This window comes from Seonamhaeicola sp. MEBiC01930, assembly GCF_045277075.1.
Taxonomy (GTDB): Bacteria; Bacteroidota; Bacteroidia; order Flavobacteriales; family Flavobacteriaceae; genus Seonamhaeicola.
Genome location: NZ_CP104270.1, coordinates 751,306 through 769,230 on the forward strand (window position 1 = coordinate 751,306; position 17,925 = coordinate 769,230).

At 31.5% G+C, this 17,925-nt stretch carries 19 protein-coding genes; 9 read left to right on the forward strand and 10 right to left on the reverse strand.

Annotation, left to right across the window (positions count from 1 at the left end; translation table 11 throughout):
- Window positions 1-3: 3 nt before the first annotated feature.
- The 4 genes from N1F78_RS03210 to N1F78_RS03225 form a co-directional block, all read right to left on the reverse strand.
- Complete coding sequence (locus tag N1F78_RS03210; protein WP_406684754.1) at window positions 4-288, reverse strand: riboflavin synthase subunit beta; 285 nt, start codon at window positions 286-288, stop codon at window positions 4-6.
- A gap of 18 nt (window positions 289-306) precedes the next feature.
- Window positions 307-540, reverse strand: coding sequence for a hypothetical protein (locus N1F78_RS03215; protein ID WP_406684755.1), 234 nt, complete (start codon window positions 538-540; stop codon window positions 307-309).
- A gap of 164 nt (window positions 541-704) precedes the next feature.
- Entirely contained in the window at window positions 705-1,190 is a 486-nt protein-coding gene (ribH, locus tag N1F78_RS03220) for a 6,7-dimethyl-8-ribityllumazine synthase (protein WP_406684756.1), read from the reverse strand.
- Window position 1,191: 1 nt separating this feature from the next.
- Window positions 1,192-1,962: a tetratricopeptide repeat protein gene (locus N1F78_RS03225; protein WP_406684757.1), complete on the reverse strand. Its 771-nt coding sequence runs from the start codon at window positions 1,960-1,962 to the stop codon at window positions 1,192-1,194.
- 138 nt (window positions 1,963-2,100) lie between these two features.
- Here N1F78_RS03225 and recF point away from each other — a divergent pair, with 138 nt between their 5' ends.
- The 3 genes from recF to N1F78_RS03240 all read left to right on the forward strand — a co-directional run bounded on the left by recF (window position 2,101) and on the right by N1F78_RS03240 (window position 3,776).
- Window positions 2,101-3,180: a DNA replication/repair protein RecF gene (recF, locus tag N1F78_RS03230; protein WP_406684758.1), complete on the forward strand. Its 1,080-nt coding sequence runs from the start codon at window positions 2,101-2,103 to the stop codon at window positions 3,178-3,180.
- Window positions 3,181-3,187: 7 nt separating this feature from the next.
- Window positions 3,188-3,484: a DUF721 domain-containing protein gene (locus N1F78_RS03235; protein ID WP_406684759.1), complete on the forward strand. Its 297-nt coding sequence runs from the start codon at window positions 3,188-3,190 to the stop codon at window positions 3,482-3,484.
- A 100-nt stretch (window positions 3,485-3,584) separates the two neighbouring features.
- On the forward strand, window positions 3,585-3,776 hold the full coding sequence (locus N1F78_RS03240) for a cold-shock protein (RefSeq protein WP_139002275.1): 192 nt from the start codon (window positions 3,585-3,587) through the stop codon (window positions 3,774-3,776).
- 128 nt (window positions 3,777-3,904) lie between these two features.
- Here N1F78_RS03240 and N1F78_RS03245 read toward each other — a convergent pair whose 3' ends face one another.
- Window positions 3,905-4,324 (reverse strand): nucleoside-diphosphate kinase, encoded by a 420-nt coding sequence (locus N1F78_RS03245; RefSeq protein WP_406684760.1) that lies wholly within the window; start codon window positions 4,322-4,324, stop codon window positions 3,905-3,907.
- Between the two features lie 86 nt (window positions 4,325-4,410).
- On the opposite strand from N1F78_RS03245, the gene N1F78_RS03250 reads away from it, so the two are divergent.
- The 5 genes from N1F78_RS03250 to N1F78_RS03270 all read left to right on the forward strand — a co-directional run bounded on the left by N1F78_RS03250 (window position 4,411) and on the right by N1F78_RS03270 (window position 8,571).
- Window positions 4,411-5,430: a DHH family phosphoesterase gene (locus N1F78_RS03250; protein ID WP_406684761.1), complete on the forward strand. Its 1,020-nt coding sequence runs from the start codon at window positions 4,411-4,413 to the stop codon at window positions 5,428-5,430.
- Entirely contained in the window at window positions 5,423-5,965 is a 543-nt protein-coding gene (gene gldI, locus N1F78_RS03255; RefSeq protein ID WP_406685659.1) for a gliding motility-associated peptidyl-prolyl isomerase GldI, read from the forward strand. Before N1F78_RS03250 ends, gldI begins: the two co-directional genes overlap by 8 nt.
- Complete coding sequence (locus N1F78_RS03260) at window positions 5,965-7,110, forward strand: peptidylprolyl isomerase (protein ID WP_406684762.1); 1,146 nt, start codon at window positions 5,965-5,967, stop codon at window positions 7,108-7,110. The genes gldI and N1F78_RS03260 overlap by 1 nt, the downstream gene beginning before the upstream one ends.
- A 64-nt stretch (window positions 7,111-7,174) precedes the next feature.
- The gene (lgt, locus tag N1F78_RS03265) at window positions 7,175-8,101 is read left to right on the forward strand and encodes a prolipoprotein diacylglyceryl transferase (RefSeq protein ID WP_406684763.1); all 927 of its coding nucleotides are present in this window, start codon (window positions 7,175-7,177) and stop codon (window positions 8,099-8,101) included.
- Entirely contained in the window at window positions 8,101-8,571 is a 471-nt protein-coding gene (locus tag N1F78_RS03270; RefSeq protein WP_406684764.1) for a DUF192 domain-containing protein, read from the forward strand. Before lgt ends, N1F78_RS03270 begins: the two co-directional genes overlap by 1 nt.
- 26 nt (window positions 8,572-8,597) lie before the next feature.
- Here N1F78_RS03270 and argS read toward each other — a convergent pair whose 3' ends face one another.
- Entirely contained in the window at window positions 8,598-10,370 is a 1,773-nt protein-coding gene (gene argS, locus N1F78_RS03275; RefSeq protein ID WP_406684765.1) for an arginine--tRNA ligase, read from the reverse strand.
- Window positions 10,371-10,823: 453 nt separating this feature from the next.
- Here argS and N1F78_RS03280 point away from each other — a divergent pair, with 453 nt between their 5' ends.
- Window positions 10,824-12,887, forward strand: a complete 2,064-nt coding sequence (locus tag N1F78_RS03280) for an ATP-binding protein (protein WP_406684766.1) — start codon at window positions 10,824-10,826, stop codon at window positions 12,885-12,887.
- A 196-nt stretch (window positions 12,888-13,083) separates the two neighbouring features.
- On the opposite strand, the gene ctlX is transcribed toward N1F78_RS03280, so the two are convergent.
- From ctlX to eno, 4 genes are all read right to left on the reverse strand, one after another.
- On the reverse strand, window positions 13,084-14,019 hold the full coding sequence (gene ctlX / locus N1F78_RS03285; protein ID WP_406684767.1) for a citrulline utilization hydrolase CtlX: 936 nt from the start codon (window positions 14,017-14,019) through the stop codon (window positions 13,084-13,086).
- 1 nt (window position 14,020) lies between these two features.
- A complete protein-coding gene (locus N1F78_RS03290) occupies window positions 14,021-14,932 on the reverse strand; it encodes a dimethylarginine dimethylaminohydrolase family protein (protein ID WP_406684768.1) in 912 nt (303 codons plus the stop codon).
- Between the two features lie 145 nt (window positions 14,933-15,077).
- Window positions 15,078-16,361: a citrate synthase gene (locus tag N1F78_RS03295; RefSeq protein WP_406684769.1), complete on the reverse strand. Its 1,284-nt coding sequence runs from the start codon at window positions 16,359-16,361 to the stop codon at window positions 15,078-15,080.
- A 178-nt stretch (window positions 16,362-16,539) separates the two neighbouring features.
- Window positions 16,540-17,832: a phosphopyruvate hydratase gene (eno, locus tag N1F78_RS03300; protein ID WP_406684770.1), complete on the reverse strand. Its 1,293-nt coding sequence runs from the start codon at window positions 17,830-17,832 to the stop codon at window positions 16,540-16,542.
- Window positions 17,833-17,925: the final 93 nt, after the last annotated feature.

Below are 17,925 nucleotides of genomic sequence, written 5' to 3' on the forward strand. Positions count from 1 at the left end.
TTATTAAGAAAAGAAAATAGATAAATCGAAGCCAATAACAAATAAGAAAATTAAAACTAAAACTGCGGCAATTATAAACACACGTCTATCGGCATTTCTATCCGGGTTATTCTTATAATCGTTTAAAGCATTATTAAATCTTGTTTTTAAATCCTTACTCCCACCAACTGTAGTCCTATGTTCATCAAACTTATGTTTAATTTCATACGGATTCCCTTCACCCTTATAATAGCGTGGAGTATAACTATACTTTTTATTTTTTATTTTAGGCAGTCTATAAATTCCCATAATTTCTAAGTATTAGTTTTACATGTATTTTTTCTCTAATAAATACATACAAAGCAATAATAATACCAAAGCCAAAATTAAAGTTCTCACTGGTAAAATACCTTTATACTTCATCTTATTTCCACTTTGACGCCTCCATCTAGAAACAAACTCCTTAGACTCAGATTCACCCTCTTCCCCCTTTTCCAATTGATGGTCTTTTGAAAACCTGGGTTGATAGTTGAATCTTTTATGTTTTCTTTGTTTAAACAAATCTAGTAATCGCTTAACTCCAATCCTGCTTAAACAGCATTACTGGTATTCTTCAAAAGTACTCAAAATTAGATAGACTTAAGCCTTGAAAATCCCAAAAATTGTTAACAAAATAACGAGCTAAAATAGAAGTTAAATAATGAAAAATCAGACTAAGAAACTACTTAACTGTTCCTTCTAAGTTCTGCCATCTTTATAGCAGCAATAGCAGCCTCAGTGCCTTTATTGCCATGTTTACCACCAGAACGTTCAATAGATTGTTGTATATTATTATCTGTAAGCACACAGAAAATAACCGGTGTTTCATCTTGCACATTTAGGTCTTTTATTCCTTGAGCAACACCTTCACATACAAAATCGAAATGTTTTGTTTCACCTTGTATAACACTACCTATAGCAATAACAGCATTCACCATTTGCTCCTGCATTTTTTTACAGCCATAAATGAGTTCAAAACTACCAGGAACATTCCAACGAATAATATTATCAGGTAAAACTCCATTATCTACTAAAGTATCGTAAGCACCTTTATAAAGCCCTTCCGTAATGATATCATTCCATTCTGAAACAACAATCCCAAACCGAAATGTACTCGCGTTTGGGATTGTTGTTTTATCGTATTCTGATAAATTTTTATTTTCGGTAGCCATATTATTTATTAGCTAAAACTTGTGCTTTTCCTATAAATACATCAATATTAGAAGCTTCTGTTGCATTAGGATAATCAGCCTTAATACTTTCAAAATAAGAAAGCGCTTTATCTGCGTCTCCTAAATCTAAAGCAATATTTCCAGCCTTATACAAATACATTGGTGTTGTAAATTCGTTATCACGCATTTTAGCAGCCTGCTCATAATAACTAAGAGCATCTTCAGACTGATTTAATTGCACAAAAGCATCACCAATATTTCCCTTAGCCAAAGGCGCAAGAATTTCATCATCACTCTTAAAATCACTTAAATGCTCAACCGCATTTTTATAATCTTTCAACCTTAAATACGCGGTACCCGCATAATAGCTAGCCAAATTAGCAGCATCAGTACCACTATATTCACTAATAATATCTAACATTCCAAACTTACCTTCTCCCCCATTCAAGGCTAAAGTATATAAAGAATCTTTTTCAACTGCTGTAGTAGCTTCATCAAAATATTTTTGTGCTTGGAACATATCATTCATAGCTGCTGTTTGCTTTGGACCATAGATAAACTCTTTATACCCCATTGATCCCAAAACAATTACCGCTACAATACCAATAATGATAAAAATATACTTTTGGTTTTTTTCTACAAAAGCTTCTGTTTTTGAAGCACCTTCATCAAGCGTATTAAAAACCTCAGCAGTAGTTGACCCCTCTTCTATATTCTGTTCTTTTTCTACCTTAGTTTTTGGTTTATAACCTCTCTTCTTGTACGTTGCCATATATTATAAATTAATGCGCCGCAAAAATATAATTTTTCTTCCTAACTAAAAGGCTAATTATTTGATAATTTTCAATAATTTGCACTTCTTTTTAAGTATTTATCTACCTAAAACAGATTTTCAAGCCGAATTTACAGTATGATTTTAAAATCGCTCTCATTACTTAACTATAAAAATTTCGATAGTAAATCGTTTGATTTTGATAGCAAAATAAACTGTATTGTAGGCAACAATGGCATTGGAAAAACTAATATTTTAGACGCAATTTATCACCTTTCATTTGGCAAAAGTTACTTTAACCCCGTGGCTACACAGAACATAAAACACCATGAAGACTTTTTTGTGGTTAATGGTGAATACAATAAAAATGATAAAACCGAAAAGATAGTAGTTAGCCTTAAACGGGGTCAAAAAAAAGTAATTAAACGCAACGGAAAAGCATACGAAAAGTTTAGTGAACATATTGGGTTTTTACCATTAGTTATTATTTCACCAGCTGATAGAAACCTGATAATTGAAGGTAGTGATACTAGAAGAAAGTTTATTGACAGTGTTATTTCGCAAAGCGATAAAAACTACTTATCAAACCTTATTAATTACAATAAAGTCTTAACCCAACGAAATGCATTATTAAAGTATTTCGCCTTAAACCATACATTTAATGTAGATACTTTAGAGGTGTATAACGACCAACTTACAGAATACGGAACTCTTATTTTCAAAAAACGTGATGCCTTTTTAAAAACATTTATTCCTATTTTTAAAGAGCGTTACCAAGCTATTAGTAATGGAAACGAACAAGTTGATTTAGTTTACCACAGTAATCTCTTTGAGGAAGATTTAAACACACTTTTACGAAACGTTATTAATAAAGATAAAGCTTTGCAGTACACCAGTGTTGGTATACACAAAGATGATTTACATTTTAATATTGAAGAGCATCCTATAAAAAAATTTGGAAGTCAAGGGCAACAAAAATCATTTTTAATTGCATTGAAATTAGCTCAATTTGATTTTATAAAAGCACAAAGTGGGGTAAACCCTATTTTATTGCTTGATGATATTTTTGACAAGTTAGATGAGCAACGTGTGGCACAAATTATTAAATTAGTAGATGACGAGAATTTTGGACAGTTATTTATAAGTGACACCCATGCGGAGCGTACTGAAAATGCAGTAAAACAAGTACATCAATCCTATAAGATTTTTAAACTTTAATTTTTAAATGCCAAAACGAAATAACGAACATATCAGTATAAAAGACGCCTTAAAAGAATTTGTAGAAACCAATAACTTAGAAAAAGGTTTAGACAAGATTAATGTAGCCGATGCTTGGGCAAATCTCATGGGTAATGGTGTTAATAATTATACTACTTCGGTTAACTTGCAAAGAGACACGCTTTATGTTCAACTAAGCTCTAGTGTATTAAGAGAGGAACTCAGTTATGGAAAACAAAAAATAATAAAGCTACTAAATGAAGATTTGGGAAAAGAAATTGTTAAAAAACTGATTTTACGTTAATTACTAATTTTAAATTATTGTAAATAACCACCTCAAAAACAACAACCTATTATTATTTACGTTACCTTTGCAACTTAATTATTATTTTAATACAAATACAATGAGTAAAGGTACCGTAAAATTTTTCAATGATTCTAAAGGTTTTGGATTCATCATTGAAGAAGACAACAACAAAGAACATTTCGTACACATTTCAGGATTAATCGATGAAATTCGTGAAGGCGATAATGTTGAATTCGATCTACAAGAAGGTAGAAAAGGATTAAACGCCGTAAACGTAAAAGTAATCTAAGATATATACTTTAACAATTACAAAATGCAAAATCTGCTAATTAAAATTAGCAGATTTTTTTTTATTTAAACACAAAAAAAGCCCACAACAATGTTGTGGGCTTTTTATATTTTGGTGCAGCTAAATAACTAAAATTGTTCTCTTCCTGCAAAATGAAAAGCTCCTTCTATAGCGGCATTTTCATCACTATCACTACCATGAACCGCATTTTCACTAATAGATTCCGCATATAACTTTCTTATTGTACCTTCAGCAGCATCAACAGGATTAGTAGCTCCAATTAATGTTCTAAAGTCATCAACCGCATTTTCTTTTTCCAAAATAGCAGCTACAATTGGTCCGCGTGTCATGTATTCAACTAAATCAGCAAAAAACGGTCGCTCATTATGAATTGCATAAAATGTTTCTGCATCAGCCTTTGTCATTTGAGTTAGTTTCATGGCTACAATTCTAAATCCTGAAGCCGATATTTTCTCTAATATTGCGCCAATGTGTCCTTTCTCAACAGCATCTGGCTTAAGCATTGTAAATGTTCTATTTGTTGCCATTATAAAAATTTATTTCGTGCAAAAGTAACGTATTTCTAATTAAAAACAAGATAATCCAATTTTAAAAAATTGTATATTCGTCGTCTATGAATAAAGAAGAAATTGAACGTATAAAACAATTATTATCAACTCCTAAAAAGATAATAATTGTACCGCACAGAAACCCAGATGGTGATGCCATTGGCTCTATACTTGGGCTTTACCATTATCTATTAAATGGCCAGCATAAAGTATCACCTATCACTCCAAATAATTACCCTAATTTTTTAAAATGGATTCCTGGAGAAAACACTATTTTAAAACATGATTCCCAAACAGAACTTTGTGAAAAATTAATAAATGAAGCCGATATTATTTTCACTTTAGATTTTAATGCTTTTCATAGAACCGGCAAAATGGAACCAATTCTTTCCAAAAGCAATGCAATTAAGATTATGATAGACCATCATCAAGCTCCTGATGATTATGCCACATACATGTACAGTGATGTTAAGATGAGTTCAACTTGTGAAATGGTTTATCATTTTATAAGTATGCTAGGGAATTTGAACAAAATTGAAGCCAAAATTGCCACCTGTTTATACACAGGTATTATGACAGACACAGGTTCTTTCAGATTTGCCTCAACCACAACTACTACACATAAAGTTGTGGCTGACCTTATTGAAAGAGGAGCCAATAACTCTGAAATTCATAATAGTGTTTATGATACCAACAGTTATTCCAGGATTCAATTATTAGGTTGCGCCCTTAATAATTTAAAAATAATTCCGGAATTAAAGACCTCATATATCACCCTTTCTCAAGAAGAGTTAAATAAGTACAACTATACTAAAGGAGACACAGAAGGGGTTGTTAATTATGGATTATCATTAGATGGTATTAAACTAGCAGCTATTTTTATTGAAGATAAAAACGAAGGTATAATCAAAATTTCACTTCGTTCAAAAGGTGTTTTTTCGGTAAACGAAATGTCTAGAAAACACTTTAACGGTGGCGGCCATACAAATGCCGCTGGAGGTAAGAGTTACTCGTCATTACAAGAAACCGTTGAAAAATTTATTAGTATATTACCTACTTATAAAAAAGCCCTAAATGATGAATAAACTACTCACCATAATCTTGGTTCTAATTATTTTTGGATGTAAAACACCTGAAGCTAGAAGACCTATATCCTCTAAATCAGGCTCATTTATTGATCAATCTGTTGCACGAAATAAAGAACTTAATGCCAAAGAGCAGGCAGCTATTAAAAAAATATTGAAACAAAATGACCAAAGTTATATTGCTTCTCAAAGTGGTTTTTGGTACTATTACAATACTAAAATAGAGGCTGACACATTAAACACCCCAAACTTTGGAGATATTGTAAATTACAATTACAATGTAAAAGCCTTAAACGGTAATGTAATATATTCTAAATCAGATATTAAGACCCAAACCTACACCATGGATAAAGAAGAGCTTTTTACTGGTTTACGTGAAGGTTTGAAACTTATGAAAACCGGAGAAACTGTAACCTTTCTCTTCCCTTCACAAAAAGCATATGGCTATTATGGTGATGAAAATAAAATTGGAACTAATGTTCCTTTAATTTGTGAAGTTACAGTAAACTCAATTACCCAAATTCAAGGAAAATAATGAGGTGTTTCAGGACTTTTGCTTTTATTTTACATATAATTCCTTTATTCCTTTCAACCTCTTGTAAATCTGAATACCCCAATTTGGATGACGGTATTTATGCAGAATTTTCTACTAATAAAGGCACTATGGTGGCTAAACTTTTTTATAAAAGAACACCAATTACCTGTGCCAACTTCATTACCCTTACAGAAGGTACAAACACCATGGCTGACTCTTTATTTAAAGAGAAAAAGTTTTATAACAACAGCACCTTTCATCGAGTTATAGACAGCTTTATCATTCAAAGCGGACGACCTTCCTCTTACGGTATGCCAGATGCTGGGTTTAGGTTTATCGATGAGTTTGACAGAACCTTAAAACATGATAAAAAAGGTATTCTAGCCATGGCGAACCCAGGTAAAATAAACTCAAATGGTAGTCAGTTTTACATCACTCATGGAAAAGCTCCTTGGTTAGATGCTTATGATGATGAAGGTTTCTTAAAATTTTGCGAAGAAGATTATGTATACTGCCATTCTGTTTTTGGTGAAGTGCTTATAGGACTTAATATAATTGACTCTATTAAACTAAATGACACTTTGAAAACGGTTAACATTATAAGAAAAGGAAAAGAAGCCAAAAACTTTGATGCAACAAAGATATTTAATGACCATTTTGAAGAAGAAGCTATTAAAGAAAAAGAACTTAAAGATGTAGAAGAGGCCATTATAAAAAGGACGGTAAGAAAGTTTGAAAAACAAAAATCTAAGGCAGAGACATTACCTTCTGGGTTGCAATATTTTGTTTCCAAACCAGGTGAAGGTGATAAATTACCCAAAAATGCTAAAGTAATGACTCATTACGCAGTTTATTTAGAAAATGGAAAACTTCTAGAGACTAGCAACCTAGAAACTGCTAAACTTCTTAATGCCTTAAATGAAAGAAAATTAGATTCTGAGGGATACAAACCAATAAAAGCAGATATTGGACCCGATGCACCTATGATTCCTGGTTTTAAGGAAGGCTTGCAGCAACTTAGGGTTGGTGATAAAGCCACACTGTTTTTACCTTATCATCTCGCGTACGGTGAAGCAGGAATAGAAGGAATTCCTGAAAAAACCAATCTTATTTACGAAGTAGAAATTATTGAAATAGTTAAATAAGTCAACACAATTTTAACACTTTAGTTATAGTAAACACTTATATTTATACCGTAAAAGATTTGGTATGCATGCATTAAAATTTGATTGGAACCCTATAACAGGAATTGATATTATTGGTAATTTTAAATTGCACTTCTATAGCCTTATGTGGGTTATTGCATTTTTAATTGGTTGGTATATAATGAAACGCATTTTTACCAAAGAAAAAGTATCTCTTACCTATTTAGACCCTTTATTTATTTATACCGTTTTGGCCACTATGATTGGGGCTAGATTAGGACATGTACTTTTTTACCAATCAGAATTAATTTCTCAAGACTTCTTTAGTATATTCTTACCGTTTAAGTTTAAGGGCGGTTTTGAATTCACTGGTTTTCAAGGACTAGCAAGTCACGGAGCAGCTATAGGTATTATTATAGGCATGTATTTGTACCGAAAAAAATACAACTACAAATCTCTCCTTTGGGTTTTAGACCGCGTGGTTATTTCCGTAGCTTCTGGTGCAGTTTTTATAAGAATTGGTAATTTCATAAACTCTGAAATTATCGGAAAAGTAACAGATTCAAATTTAGGTGTACGTTTTGTTCAAGAATATTATTACAAGAGTCAGATTACTCAACTAACGGGAATAAAGGATGTTCAAAAAGCCTATGCTGCGGTTACTGACAATCCTCAATTTTCCGAATTATTAGAAAAAGTACCATATCGTCATCCAGCACAACTATACGAATCGTTTTGCTACATATTTGTGTTTTTAATTTTATGGTTTTTCTATTCTAAAACACCTAAAAAGGATCAAACTGGGTTCTTATTTGGTCTGTTTTTAATTTTACTATGGACGGTGCGTTTCTTTGTAGAATTTGTCAAAGAACCTCAAAACCAAGAACGCGCTGAATGGTTTTTAAATACAGGACAATGGTTAAGCATCCCCTTCATCTTAATTGGTTTATACTTTATGTTTGTTTACAAACCTAAGACTGCAGTAAAATAATGTGGTATAAAACAGTTTTATCTCTTTTACTTATTCTTGGCCTATCTGCTTGTAAAGAAGATAACAAAACAGTAAAACAGACAGAAGTCACTTTTAAAAAAGAAGGTGAATTAACTATTAATAAAATAATTACAGATTCATCTACAGTTACTATAGATATTGAGATTGCCGATACTGATTTTGATATTCAAACTGGTCTGATGTATAGAAATTCCATGAAAACTAATCAAGGAATGTTATTTGTATTTAATGACGAAACCAAACGTTTTTTCTATATGAAGAACACTAAAATTCCTTTAGACCTCATCTTTATTAATGCCAACAAACGTATTGTTAGTTTTCAAAAAAACGCAAAACCTTTTGATGAATCTTCCTTACCTTCAGGAGTTCCTGCAAAATATGTATTAGAAATTAATGCGGGGTTAATTGACACATGGAACCTCTCTGTTGGTGATAGCATTGTCTATTAAAAGTAATTATTAACCTGAAATGATTTTTACATTCTTTCTGGTACTTGAATACCTAAAACACTAAAAGCATTTTTAATAGTATTAGCTACCACATTAGACAACTGTACTCTAAAAGTTTTTTCATCATTATTATCAGCTCCCAAAATAGACACATTCTGATAAAATGAGTTAAATTCCTTTACTAAATCATAAGTGTAATTAGCAATTAAAGCGGGACTATGCTGTGACGCCGCATTTTGAACCACTTCTGGGAATAATTGAAGTTGTTTTATCAATTCCTTTTCTTTAGTATGCAAAGATATTATGCCACCTTCTGCATTAACATCAGCCTTTCTTAAAATAGATTGAATTCTAGCATATGTATACTGAATAAAAGGCCCTGTATTACCTTGAAAATCTATAGACTCTTTCGGGTCAAATAAAATACGTTTTTTAGGATCAACCTTTAATATATAATACTTTAAAGCCCCTAAACCAATGGTTTTATATAATTCCTTTTTTTCATCCTCAGAATATCCTTCCAGCTTACCTAACTCTTTTGATATTTCTTCAGCTGTTGCTGCCATTTCTGTAATTAAATCATCTGCATCAACTACAGTTCCTTCTCTACTCTTCATTTTACCACTTGGTAAATCTACCATTCCATAACTCAAATGATACAGATTCTTTGCCCAATCAAAGCCTAACTTTTTCAATATTAAGAACAACACTTGAAAGTGATAATCTTGTTCATTTCCAACCGTGTAAACCATACCTCCAACATCAGGAAAATCCTTTATACGCTGTATAGCTGTACCAATATCTTGAGTCATATAAACCGCAGTACCATCACCTCTTTGCACAATCTTTTTATCTAAGCCTTCATCAGTCAAATCACACCAAACAGAACCATCCTCTTCTGTCTGAAAGACACCAGATTTCAATCCCTCCGCAACAAATTCCTTTCCTAACAAATAGGTGTTACTTTCATAATAAAGCGCATCAAAGTCAACTCCCAAATTTTTATAGGTAACATCAAAACCATCATATACCCAGCCGTTCATTTTTTTCCAAAGAGCAACAGTTTCTTTATCACCAGCCTCCCATTTTCTCAGCATACTCTGAGCTTCAAGTAAAATAGGGGCATTTTTTTTTGCCTCTTCTTCTGACTTTCCACAGGTAACCAAATCTGCAACCTCCTTTTTATACTCTTGGTCAAACTTAACGTAATAATTACCTACCAATTTATCTCCTTTTAAACCAGTAGTTTCTGGTGTCTCATTATTTCCAAATAGTTTCCAAGCCAACATACTTTTACAAATATGTATCCCTCTATCATTAATTATTTGGGTTTTGTAAACTTTCTTTCCTGAAGCTTTTATTATCTCGGAAACACTATAACCTAACAAGTTATTCCTTATATGACCAAGATGCAATGGCTTATTAGTATTTGGAGAAGAATACTCAACCATAATTGCCTTATCTTCAGATTCTGAAGTTTGAAAACCGTAATTAACATTAGTCTTAATACTGTTAAAAAAATCTAAGTAATAAGAATCCTCAATTTCAATATTTAAAAATCCCTTAACTACGTTATAAGCTTTTACATCTTCAACATTATCCACCAAATATTCTCCAAGAGTTTCACCTATTTTTACAGGGTTTCCTTTTATAAATCTTAACATAGGAAAAACAACCACTGTAATGTCTCCAGCAAACTCCTTTCTAGTTGTCTGAAATTCTATAGATTCAATAACTACTCCATAAGAAGCAAAAACAGCTTGTTTTACATGGTTTGACAGGGTTTCTTGAAGACTCATTTAAGGTGTATTTTTAGGTGAGCAAAGATAAAACTTTTATTAAATCCCTGATATAAATTTTTAAATATAAAACCATTAATAGATTTTATTAGAATTAAACAAAAACACTACTAAAATCTTGTTTATTAGAAACTAAAAAAACACAATAAAAACATGGTGCATTTCATCGATAAAAGTGTATTTTTCCCATGATTTTTACCGTTCGTCTATTCGTCGAATTTTGGCCAAAAAATTGCACATCATTTTATCTGATTTATTGGTATTAAAACCTAGAAATTAGATTTTGAAATGACTTTTTACAAATTTTGTTATGTAAAGCTATTAATATCCAATTTAATTTGGACATTTTAAAAACTAACGAACCTGTTACAGCTTATTAAAGCAATCTTACTTTTCCCTCAAAATAGGACTTCTTTTGTGGTAGGTTTATGGTGTTTTAAATTAAAATGTTATATGAGGAAAATAATTACTTTAATTATATTTTTATCTGTAGCCATTGGGTTTTCACAAACCAATGATATAGACAGCCTCACCATTGATTTAGCTTACCAAACTCAAGATTCCTTAAAAGTAGACACTTCACTAAAACTTATTAAGTCTTTATATGAAATAGAAGATTTTGAAAGAGCATTAAAATACATCATTCAAAGTGAAAAGCTTTCAAGTTCTATTTATTACGAAAAGGGAATTGCAGAAACCACATACTACAAAGCCTTAATCTATGCTCAAAAAGATGATTACATAAATGCTTTAAGCGGTTACACTAAAGCAAAAGAATTGTTTCAAAATTTAAGCGATACCCTTGGTATTGCTAAAGTTAATAATAGTATTGGATTAATTGAAATTAAACGAGGCAACTATGCTAAAGGTTTGCAATTCTCCCTTGCCGCAATTAAAGAATTAGAAAAAAGAAATTTAAGAAACGACCTTAAACTTGCATACAGTAATTTAGGTGAAGCGTACCAAAAAATTAAGGCTTTTGATGAAGCTATTGAATTCTATGAAAAAGCGCTTGCCATTCAAGAACAGCTGAATGACAATAAAGGCATTAATGTTTCTAATAGTAATTTAGCTGAATTATACTCACGCAAAAAAGAGCACAGAAAAGCTATCGAATTTTATGAAAAAGTACTAGTAGATAACAAAAATGATTCTGTACGTGGTAAAATTTACCCGAAATTAGGAGGAGAATATTTGTTATTTAATGATTATTCTAAAGCCTCTCAATATTTAATTCAAGGATATAATATTTCAAAACGACAGAACAACAAACCCAATTTGTTAACTGTACTTAACAATTTAGGTGATTTAAATTTACAACAAAATAGGCTTAGAATAGCTGAACAACAATTACTAGAAGCTGGAGCACTTGCAAAAGAACTTGACAATAAAACCGAGCTTTTAAAGCATTATAAGCTTATGAAATCTCTTGACTCTACCTATAAAAGATTTAATAGGGCTTTTAATTGGCAACGAGAATATTATAATTTAAAAATTAACCTAGAAGAAAAAAAAACAGATCTTAATTCTTCTTCGGATAAAATAATGTTAGATCTAGATCCAAATTTTGATAAACCACAACAAGAAGAAATAAAAAAAACCAACCCATCTATAATTAACAATACTGATGACAGTAAAAAATTGGATAAATTTAAACTTATCTTTTATGGTTTATTGGCTGCCTTAGCTATTGTTTCCACCTTTTTAATTCTTATTTATTTAAAACGTAATAGTAATATTAAATACACTCAGGAATTAGAAGAAAAAAACATAAAAATAGAATTGCAAAACCAAGCATTTCAAGAACAAACAAAGCATCTTGAAAATGTAAATAATGTAAAAGACAAACTCTTCTCTATAGTATCTCATGATTTAAAAGATTCTCTTTCTTCTATTAATGGCTTTATAGAACTTCTAAGAGATGGTTCGTTATCTAGGGAGGAGTTTGATAACTTAATACCAGAATTAAGTGAAAATGCAAATAATGCATCGTTATTACTTTTTAATTTATTGAATTGGTCTAAATCACAAATGCAATCTTTAGAACCAAAACCAAGTTTGTTTGATGTTCAAGAAGTATTTGAAGACAAAGTTAAGCTTGTTGAAAACAGAGTTGAAAGCAAAGGCATTACCTTAGTTAATCATTCATTAAGAGACTTTGCTTACGCAGATAGAAGTATGTTTGAAATTATAATTCAAAACCTATTAGCTAATGCCATTAAATTCTGTAAAAAAGGTGATACTATTACTATAGCAAATCATATTAGTAACGGTAGTTGCATCATCAGTATTGCAGATACTGGAATAGGTATTTCTAAAGAGAATTTAGAAAAACTATTTAAAAACACCTCTTTTACCACTGTAGGTACCAGCAACGAAAAAGGCACTGGATTAGGACTATCTATTTGTAAAGAACTTGTGGAGCTTAATCACGGTAAAATTTGGGTGGAAAGTACGTTAAATATTGGTAGCACCTTTTATGTACAATTACCAAAGTCTAGGCCTGCAGATGCCTAAAACAAGTAAACTAATTGGGCGTAACCCCAAATAAATTTTAATCGGAGCTTTGCACTATATTTTTCTGCTTATAAGCTAGTATTTATTTTTAATCTCTCTTTTATAGAGTTATTTAATTCTCTCTAATATTCTAATCTATTTTTTTTACAGAAAGGAGGATGCCCTTTCAATTGCTATTGCATTATTCGCGCCTCAACTAATTTTTAGGTAAAAACACTTCTGCCATCATGCAACGGGCGCTGCCCCCTCCGCATGCTTCAATAGTATCTAAAGAACTTGAAATTATAGGGCAATGTTTCTCAAGTTGTTTAATCTGATTTTGAGTTAAACTATTATAAGCAGCTTGACTCATTACCAAATACAACTGATTATTTCCACCTTTAACCTGTAACATATTTCCCGCAAAACAATTTACTTGGTCTTCGGTTATAACAATTATTTCCTTATTATCTTCCTTAATTTGCCTTATAATACTTTTACGTTCCTTTTTATCATCAATAGCATCTAAGCAAATCACTGCAAAAGTTTCTGCCAAACACATCATTACATTTGTGTGATATATGGCTTTTCTTTTACCTTTTACAGTTTGATTAGCCCTAAAAACCACTGGCGTGTACTCAAAATCTTCGCAAAACTCTATAAACAAACCTTCATCTGCTCTAGGGGATAACGCACAGTATGCCTTTCTATTAACCCTATCTAACAACAGACTTCCAGTGCCTTCTAAAAACACATTTTCATCTTCTGCAGATGTATAATCCACTACATTTTCAATTAAAAAACCTTTTTCTTCTAAAATATTTAGAATATCTTCTCTGCGTTCATATCGTCTATTTTCTGCATACATTGGATACAAAGCAACAGTTCCGTCTTGATGAAATGATATCCAATTATTAGGAAAAATAGAATCTGGCGTATCAAACTCATCTGTGTCCGAAATAACAATTACATTTATGCCAAAAGACTTTAATTTATTTACATAAGTATCAAATTCTTCTTGGGCTTTTTTATTCACGGCAGCTGGTAATAAATCATTAATCACCTTTTGGTAATAATTATTCACCGCAGTTTGTTCATTCATCCTAAAATTTAAGGGACGAACCATTAGTATGGTATTAGTAGTTTGTTTCATTTTAATCTCTAATTAAAGGCATAGTAGTACAGCGTAAAAGTCCTTCTTGCTTTCCAATTTCGGCATAAGGCACTTTCTCAACTATAAACCCCTGTAATCTTAACCAAGAATTTAATCTTGTAAAATTCCTTTCAGAAATAATAACTTCTTCAGATATTGAAAAAATATTACTATTCATATCATACATTTCATCTTTGGTAATTTCAAAAACATTTTCTTTACCAAAGAAATTAATCAACCACTCATATTCACTTTCAATTAAAAAGCCATTTTTATGTATTATTGCCTTATCCTTGCCTATAGGTTGAAAGCAACAATCTAAATGAAGAGCATTCTCTTTTGGGTTAGTATTAGACTTTCTTAATTCAAACGCTTTTACTTTTTTATGCGGAAATATATCCTTAATAGCGTTTACAGCTTGAATATTAGTTCTTGCCGTGATAATATCTGGATAATTATCACCTGTATATGTACCTATAAAAATATAATCATTCCATGGCATAACATCACCGCCTTCTACATGGCATTCTTCAGGTAAAATAATTCTATTTTTATTCTCTATTTTATTCCAGACATACCTAATAGCCTCAATCTCTTTATCACGGTCGGGTAAAATATTAGCTTTAAAAACTTTGTCTTCAATTACAAAAGCAATATCTCTCGAAAAAATCTGATTACAATTTTTTAAAACATCTGGTCTATAAACAGTAACATCATACTTTTTTAAAACTTTGGCTACTGCCTCCATTTCCAAAATCATATCTTCTTCTTTCGGATAAGTTCCAGCCAAAACATGTTGAACGCTTTTTGGATCATAACAATCTTCAACTTTTGGTTCAGGCCCACAGCTATCCGCTATTCCTAAAACAACAGCTCTAAGCCTTGAAGTTTCATTCTGAATATTTAATTTCACAGGTAAACTAAATTAAAATCTTAAAGGCTCAAAGCTAATGATAAAAAAGTAATTTTTAAATTATTCTTAAAAATAACCCATAAAAAAGAAAAAGCTTCATGAAAAAATCATGAAGCTTAACAATTATTTAAAATATATATAATTTTTATCTTTTAGAAAGCGGAACAAAACTTCTTTCAGTTTCACCTGTATAAAGCTGTCTTGGTCTACCAATTGGTTCTTTTCTTAAACGCATTTCTCTCCATTGAGCTATCCAACCTGGTAATCGTCCTAATGCAAACATTACAGTAAACATTTCAACAGGAATCCCCATTGCCCTATATATAATTCCAGAGTAGAAATCTACATTTGGATATAGTTTTCTATCAACAAAATATTGATCTGTTAATGCCTCTTGTTCTAATCCTTTTGCTATATCTAAAATTGGATCTTCAACACCTAAATCTGCTAAAACTTCATCTGCAGCAACTTTAATAATTTTAGCTCTAGGATCAAAGTTTTTATATACTCTATGTCCAAAGCCCATTAAACGGAACGGATCAGATTTATCCTTTGCTTTAGCCATGTACTTTTTAGTATCTCCTCCATCTTCTTTAATAGCTTCAAGCATTTCTAAAACCGCTTGGTTGGCACCACCATGAAGTGGCCCCCATAATGCAGAAATTCCTGCCGAAAGTGAAGCAAATAATCCCGCATGAGAAGAACCTACAATTCTAACCGTAGAAGTAGAACAATTTTGCTCATGATCTGCATGCAAAATTAAAAGTTTATCTAAGGCGTTTTTAACAATATCATTCATTTCATATTCCTCATTAGGCTGCTCAAACATCATTTTCATAATATTTTCAACATATCCTAATTTCTTAGAACCATAGTTAAGAGGTAAGCCTGTCTTTTTACGCATTACCCAAGCAACTAATACAGGGAATTTTCCTAAAATTCTAACAATAGCATGGTACATTTCTTCTGGTGAATCTACATTCACAGAAGAAGGATGGAAAGCAATCAATCCGCTAGTTAAAGAAGATAACACTCCCATTGGATGTGCATTCTTAGGAAAGGCGTCTAAAATTTTATGAACATCTTCATCTACCATAGAGTTATCCATGATATCACCATGAAACTTTTCTAATTCTTCAGCATTTGGTAATTCTCCAAATATTAAAAGGTAAATCACCTCTAAGAATTCTGCTTTTTCAGCAAGTTCTTCAATAGAATATCCTCTATATCTTAAAATACCTTTTTCACCATCTAAAAATGTAACACTACTTTCACAAGAACCTGAATTCTTATAACCTGGATCGAGAGTAATTAATCCGCTAGCGCCTCTTAAGGCTTTAATATCTATTGCAACTTCATTTTCGGTTCCAGTAACTAATGGCAACTCATATTTTTCACCATTAACTTCTAATGTAGCAGTATTTGACATATGTATTTTATGATTTATTTTGTTTAAAGGAGCGCTAATTTACAAAATAAATAAGGATTATTAAAGTGGCAACCATGATTGGTTAACCAAATTAGCAATTTGCTAAAATTAAACATAAAAAAAAGCGATTATTAAAAAATAATCACTTTTAAGTATTAATTATAAAAACTAAGTATTCTTACTTAATTTTAAAAGCTTTTTCTTGTGGAAAATAAGCAACATCTCCAAGCTCTTCTTCAATACGCAATAACTGATTGTATTTAGCCATACGATCTGAACGAGACGCAGAACCTGTTTTAATTTGTCCACAATTAAGAGCAACTGCTAAATCTGCGATTGTATTATCTTCAGTTTCTCCAGAACGGTGAGACATTACAGAAGTATACCCAGCGTTTTTAGCCATATTAACAGCAGCAATAGTTTCTGTTAAAGAACCTATTTGGTTTACTTTAATCAGGATTGAATTTGCAATACCTTCTTCAATACCTCTAGATAAACGCTCAACATTAGTAACAAATAAATCATCACCAACTAATTGTACTTTATCTCCAATTAATTCAGTAAGATATTTAGTTCCTTCCCAATCATTTTCATCCATTCCATCTTCAATTGAGATAATAGGATATTTAGAAGCCAATTCAGCTAAATATTCTGCCTGTTCTTTTGAAGTTCTAACCATACCTTTATCTCCTTCGAATAATGTATAATCGTATTTACCATTTTCAAAAAATTCAGCAGAAGCACAATCTAAAGCAATCTTAATTTCATCTCCAAATTTGTAACCTGCATTTTCAACTGCCTTAGCAATAGTATCTAAAGCATCTTCTGTTCCACCAGGTAGGTTAGGTGCAAATCCACCTTCATCACCAACTGCCGTACTTAAGTCTCTATCATGTAAAACTTTCTTTAAATGATGGAAAATTTCAGTACCCATTTGCATTGCATGTGTAAAAGTTTTTGCTTTTACAGGCATAATCATGAACTCTTGGAATGCTATAGGCGCATCACTATGAGAACCACCGTTAATGATGTTCATCATTGGAACTGGCAACGTATTGGCAGATACACCACCAACATAACGGTACAATGGCATATTCAATTCGTTAGCAGCAGCTTTTGCAGCAGCTAATGAAACACCTAAAATGGCATTAGCTCCTAATTTTGATTTATTTGGCGTACCATCTAAATCAATCATTATTTTATCAATTAGGTTTTGTTCAAAAACTGAAACACCTATTAATTCTTCAGCAATTACAGTATTTACATTTTCAACAGCTTTTAAAACTCCTTTACCCATGTAAGTATCACCACCATCACGTAATTCTACAGCTTCATGCTCTCCCGTTGATGCTCCAGATGGTACTGCAGCTCTACCTAATATATTATTTTCAGTTACAACATCTACTTCAACGGTAGGGTTACCTCTTGAATCTAGAATTTGTCTTGCGTGGACATTTATTATTATACTCATAATTGGTTTATTTTTAATCTTTTAATACTTCAAATTTACGTTTAAATCTTGTGTTATTTCAGATGTTTTTAAAGAAAATATGGAAATGGCTTC

Bases quoted from the DNA above. Each gene is read 5' to 3' on its own strand.
- ribH (WP_406684756.1), bottom strand. From the start codon at position 1,190: ATGGCTACCGAAAATAAAAATTTATCAGAATACGATAAAACAACAATC.
- ctlX (WP_406684767.1), bottom strand. From the start codon at position 14,019: ATGAAACAAACTACTAATACCATACTAATGGTTCGTCCCTTAAATTTT.
- N1F78_RS03250 (WP_406684761.1), top strand. From the start codon at position 4,411: ATGAATAAAGAAGAAATTGAACGTATAAAACAATTATTATCAACTCCT.
- eno (WP_406684770.1), bottom strand. From the start codon at position 17,832: ATGAGTATAATAATAAATGTCCACGCAAGACAAATTCTAGATTCAAGA.
- N1F78_RS03210 (WP_406684754.1), bottom strand. From the start codon at position 288: ATGGGAATTTATAGACTGCCTAAAATAAAAAATAAAAAGTATAGTTAT.
- N1F78_RS03235 (WP_406684759.1), top strand. From the start codon at position 3,188: ATGCCAAAACGAAATAACGAACATATCAGTATAAAAGACGCCTTAAAA.
- N1F78_RS03280 (WP_406684766.1), top strand. From the start codon at position 10,824: ATGAGGAAAATAATTACTTTAATTATATTTTTATCTGTAGCCATTGGG.
- N1F78_RS03245 (WP_406684760.1), bottom strand. From the start codon at position 4,324: ATGGCAACAAATAGAACATTTACAATGCTTAAGCCAGATGCTGTTGAG.
- gldI (WP_406685659.1), top strand. From the start codon at position 5,423: ATGAATAAACTACTCACCATAATCTTGGTTCTAATTATTTTTGGATGT.
- lgt (WP_406684763.1), top strand. From the start codon at position 7,175: ATGCATGCATTAAAATTTGATTGGAACCCTATAACAGGAATTGATATT.
- N1F78_RS03225 (WP_406684757.1), bottom strand. From the start codon at position 1,962: ATGGCAACGTACAAGAAGAGAGGTTATAAACCAAAAACTAAGGTAGAA.
- recF (WP_406684758.1), top strand. From the start codon at position 2,101: ATGATTTTAAAATCGCTCTCATTACTTAACTATAAAAATTTCGATAGT.
- N1F78_RS03270 (WP_406684764.1), top strand. From the start codon at position 8,101: ATGTGGTATAAAACAGTTTTATCTCTTTTACTTATTCTTGGCCTATCT.
- argS (WP_406684765.1), bottom strand. From the start codon at position 10,370: ATGAGTCTTCAAGAAACCCTGTCAAACCATGTAAAACAAGCTGTTTTT.
- N1F78_RS03295 (WP_406684769.1), bottom strand. From the start codon at position 16,361: ATGTCAAATACTGCTACATTAGAAGTTAATGGTGAAAAATATGAGTTG.
- N1F78_RS03240 (WP_139002275.1), top strand. From the start codon at position 3,585: ATGAGTAAAGGTACCGTAAAATTTTTCAATGATTCTAAAGGTTTTGGA.
- N1F78_RS03260 (WP_406684762.1), top strand. From the start codon at position 5,965: ATGAGGTGTTTCAGGACTTTTGCTTTTATTTTACATATAATTCCTTTA.